3 protein-coding genes are annotated in these 5148 nt (G+C 37.8%); all 3 read left to right on the top strand.

The window, feature by feature from the left end:
• Window position 1 precedes the first annotated feature (1 nt).
• Window positions 2-2764, top strand: a complete 2763-nt coding sequence (locus tag HMPREF9007_RS12455; protein WP_008761677.1) for a SusC/RagA family TonB-linked outer membrane protein — start codon at window positions 2-4, stop codon at window positions 2762-2764.
• Window positions 2765-2772: 8 nt separating this feature from the next.
• Window positions 2773-4356: a SusD/RagB family nutrient-binding outer membrane lipoprotein gene (locus HMPREF9007_RS12460; RefSeq protein WP_011107590.1), complete on the top strand. Its 1584-nt coding sequence runs from the start codon at window positions 2773-2775 to the stop codon at window positions 4354-4356.
• Between the two features lie 26 nt (window positions 4357-4382).
• The coding region (locus HMPREF9007_RS12465; protein ID WP_008761675.1) for a glycoside hydrolase family 18 at window positions 4383-5148 on the top strand (766 nt) is incomplete at its 3' end.

The following is a 5148-nucleotide window of genomic DNA, read 5'->3' as shown; positions in this document are numbered from 1 at the left end:
AATGGGTGAAGACACGCAAACCTTGGACGAAGTAGTAGTTACTGCGTTGGGTATCAAACGTGAACAAAAAGCGTTGAGTTATAATGTACAGCAAGTAAAGGGAGATGAATTGACTAATATAAAGGATGCTAACTTTATTAATGCTTTATCAGGAAAAGTAGCTGGCGTAACAATAAATGCTTCTTCAGCCGGTGCTGGGGCTGCGGCTCGTGTAGTTATGCGTGGTACAAAGTCTTTGGAGAAAAATGATAATGCACTTTATGTTATTGATGGTATTCCAATGTTTAATGTAAATTCAGGAGATAATGCTGGAGGTACGATGAACAAACAGCCAGGATCTAATAGCGTAGCTGATATTAATCCTGAAGATATTGAGAGCATGACAATTTTAACAGGACCTTCCGCTGCAGCCTTGTATGGTTCGGATGCTTCTAATGGAGTTATTCTTATCACTACTAAAAAAGGTACTGTAGGAAAAGTGCAAATTTCTTATAGTAATAGTACAAGTTTTTCATCTCCGATGATGATGCCGAAGTTTCAGAATATTTATGGTAATCGTGAAGGAGAGTTAGGCAGTTGGGGGAGCTTGATGGATACTCCTAGCAACTTTGATCCATCTGACTTCTTCAATACGGGAATGACGGAGATGAATGGTTTCACGTTGACCACTGGTACTGAACAAAATCAAACTTACGCATCTGTCTCTACTACAAACTCTACAGGTATCTTACCTAATAATGCTTATAACCGCTATAATTTCTCTATTCGTAATACCGCTAAATTCTGTGATAATAAGTTGAGTCTTGATTTGGGAGCTCAATATATTATTCAAAATAATAAGAATATGGTAGGTAGTGGACAATATTTTAATCCCTTGGTATCTCTTTATCTTTTTCCACGAGGTGAAAACTTTCAGGAAGTACAGATGTATGAACGCTATAGTGAGGCTCGAAACCTTATGGTACAATATTGGCCGGAATCTATATTTGGTACTGATTTGGATATGCAAAACCCATATTGGATTATGAATCGAATGCAGAATGAGCTTTCTAAACGTCGTTATATGTTTAATGCTAGTCTGAAATGGGATATAACAGATTGGGTGAATGTAACAGGGCGAGTACGTGTGGATAATTCAGATAGCGATAGTTATGAAAAGTATTATGCTAGTACACGAGGTACTTTTACAGAAAGTAGTTCTAAAGGTTATTATGGACATACTAAACAAAATGATCGGTCTGTTTATGCTGATGTAATGGCTAGCATAAATAAGAATTTCTTTGATGACAAACTTTCATTGAATGCAACTGTTGGTGCTTCTATTAATGATATTCAGGAAGATGCTATGTATCTAAAAGGAGGATTGGAGCAAATTCCTAATTTCTTCCATTATGGCAATATTAATGTCAATACTTCCAAGCGTAATGAATCAAAATGGCATGATCAAGTACAAAGTGTTTTTGCAAGTGCAGAATTAGGATGGAATCATCAATTGTATTTGACTGTCACTGGGCGTAATGACTGGGCATCTCAATTAGCTTTTACCAGCAAAGGTTCCTACTTTTATCCGTCTGTTGGTCTGTCATGGCTTGTTAGTGAATCTGTAAAGCTACCAAAAGCTATTTCTTATTTGAAAGTTCGTGGTTCGTGGGCGGAGGTCGCTTCTTCCCCTAATCGATACCTTACCCAAATGCAATATACTTATAATGAGCAAACAAATACATATGAATATCCTGCAAGTCATTATAATACTAATCTGAAACCAGAAAATACAAAATCATGGGAACTAGGCGTCAATGCTAAATTCCTTGGCAACCGTATTAATTTAGATATGACCTTCTATCGTTCTAATACCTTCAATCAGACATTCTATGTTGATGTATCGGCTTCATCTGGATATAAGAATAATATTGTGCAGACTGGTAATATTCAGAATCAGGGTATTGAGCTGGCTTTAGGATATTCTGATACATTTGATAAAGTGAAGGTATCTACAAATTTCACTTACACTCTTAATCAAAACAAGATCGTTAGTTTAGCGAATGGTGCCATCAATCCGGAAACCGGCGAAGCTATCGAAATGGAGTATTACTCAAAAGGAACATTGGGAACTAGTGGTGGTCCGACTTTAAGACTCTATGAAAACGGATCAATGGGAGATATTTATATCAATCAGCGTTTGCGTCAGTCTCCTAATGGATATATTTGGAAAGACCCCTCTAATGGAAGTTTGGCTATTGAAAATACGGAATACCGCAAGGTTGGCTCTATTCTTCCTAAATATTATTTGGGATGGAATGGTAGTGTTGCTTGGAAGGGATGGAATCTTGGATTTGCATTCACCGGGCGTTTTGGAGGATTAGTTGTATCGGATACACAAGCCATGATTGATAAATATGGTGTATCTGAAAGTTCTGCAGTTGCTCGTCAGGCAGGCGGTGTATGGGTTGGAGACAGTAAAGTGGATGCTGAGGAATATTATAGTAAAGTAACTACCGCTGTTGGTACTTATTATACATATAGTGCAACGAATATTCGCCTTTCTGAACTGAGCTTGAGCTACCAACTTCCTAAAACATGGTTCAAAAATCATGTAAATATGACACTGGGGCTTACAGGAAAGAATTTATGGATGATTTATTGTAAAGCACCTTATGATCCGGAAAGTACATCTTCTGTCACTAGTAATTTCTATCAGGGGGTTGACTATTTTCAACAACCTAGTTTGAGAAGTCTCGGATTTAATGTCAAACTAACATTCTAGTTTAGATTATGAAAAAGAATAAGATAATAAAGAAGTTTGCAAAACTGTCTGTGTATACTTTGTTAGTAGCACTAGGAACAGGTTGTACCGATAAATTTGAAGAGTATAATACAAATCCCTTTGGACCTAAACCTGACCAAATGCTGGGTGATAATGCAATCACCGGATCATTGATTAAAAGCATGATTCCTGCATTAGTACAAGGACAACAGAACAATTCACAGATGTTGGATCAGATGATTGGATCTGAATATGGTGGAGAAATTACTTGTATCGCCCAATGGGGTAATGGAGGTAATTATTATACTTACAATCCAAGAGTTGGGTGGTATGGAAATATGTTTGATACTACTATGCCACAGATTTATACCGGATATTTCCAGATACGTGATCTTTCTGATGGCAAAGGATTGGCTTATCAATGGGCACAGATTCTTCGTGTGGCAGCTTCACTTAAAATTAGTGATTGTTATGGACCGATTCCTTATTCTCAAATTACAGGAACTGCTTTTACTGTAGAATATGACAATATGGAGGATCTTTATAAACACATGTTTGATGATTTGGATGAAGCGATTTCCGCTTTTAAAGTAGCAGTGTTAGGTAATGAAGATATGAGTTCTTTATCAGAATACGATCTTGTATTTAATGGAGATTTTAACAAATGGGTGAAATTTGCCAATTCTTTAAAGCTTCGTATGGCAATGCGCATTTCTAGTGTTTCTCCAGCACTTGCCAAGGAGAAAGCAGAAGAAGCTGTTTCTGATGTAATTGGTGTGATGACATCTGCATCAGATGCTGCATATAGTAAATATAATGACGGTATGAATCCATATTATCGTGTTACTTCTTCATGGAATGAAATTCGTATCAGTGCTAATATCACTTCATATTTAAGCGGTTATAATGATCCTCGTTTGGCTAAATATGCATCAGAAGCAGATGCTTCTATCGGTGGAGGACAAATAGGAGTGCGAAATGGTATTTACCAAAGTGCTACAACTCAGGCAAATTATACAAAATTCTCCCGCCTGAATATTGGTATAGATGATGAATTGCTCATTATGTCTGCATCTGAAGCTTATTTTTTACGTGCAGAAGCTGCATTGATGTATAAATGGAATATGGGAGGAACTCCCAAAGAACTTTATGACGCAGGAGTGACAGTGTCTATGGAAGAACGTAAAGCTACTATTGGCGATTATTTGAAAAGTGAAAAGGTTCCTGCTGCTTACAGTGATCCTTCGGATTCAGGTAAGGATATAGCAGCAGTGTCAACTGTAACTCCGAAATATAATGAATCAGCAAGTGTTACAGAGAATTTGGAGCGTATTTTGATTCAGAAGTGGATTGCCAATTTTCCGAATGGTTGGGAAACGTGGGCTGACATTCGTCGTACAGGTTATCCTAAACTATTCCCTATCGTGAATAATCTGAATACAGATGGGGTGACAGTGCAGCGTGGTATGCGTCGTTTGCCTTTCCCTCAGTCAGAATATAATACGAATAATGCAAATGTGAAAGCAGCTGTATCAATGTTAGGTGGTGCAGATAACTCTGCCACAGATCTTTGGTGGGCTAAGAAAAATTAAATCAGAACGTTAAAATAATTTTTATTATGAAAACGAGCAAATTGAAAAAAATAATATACGGAATAGGAATTTCTCTCTTTTTTTCGCAGGGATTCTTAAATATCGCATGTAGTGATTGGACCGACATAGAGGCGAAAGATTATTATGAACCTCCTACGCAAGGTTATGAAAATAATTTGAAGGATTATTTTAACTCTCCACATAAGATTATGTTTGGCTGGTTTGGTAACTGGGCAGGTAAGGGAGGTTCTTCCATGCAATATGCTTTATGTGGATTACCGGACAGTACGGATTTTGTGAGCCTTTGGCTCTGTTGGGGAAATCTGACGGTTGAGCAACAGGCTGATTTAAAAGACTTTCAGGCTAAGGGTTCCAGAGCAGTGCTTTGTTGGCGCGCAGGAGATATTGGTGATAATCTCACACCGGGGGGTAACGATGATGCAGTGAAGGAAGCGTTTTGGGGCTTTGATCCTAAAGATGAGCAATCTTGCATTGAGGCTGCTAAGAAATATGCACTTGCTATTGTAGATACATGTAACAAATATAATATCGATGGATTTGATTATGATATTGAGGATTGGGGGACTTTAATGAACTCCAGTATGCCATCAGTACCCAATGCGTTTATGAAGACTTTACGTGAGGAGTTTGATAAGACGGGGAAAATGTTGGTTGCTGATATCCCTGGTGGTGCAGGTTGGTTGAGCTTTTATGAAGTGCTTTCAGAGGAAACAGTTCTAAGTCTTGATTATATAGCTTGGCAGACCTATGAACTAGGACATTCTGGATTGG

Origin of the sequence: Bacteroides sp. 1_1_14, assembly GCF_000162515.1 — a bacterium.
GTDB lineage: Bacteria > Bacteroidota > Bacteroidia > Bacteroidales > Bacteroidaceae > Bacteroides > Bacteroides thetaiotaomicron.
Note: the sequence above shows the minus strand (reverse complement) of the source record. Positions and strands in the feature narration are given on the sequence as shown.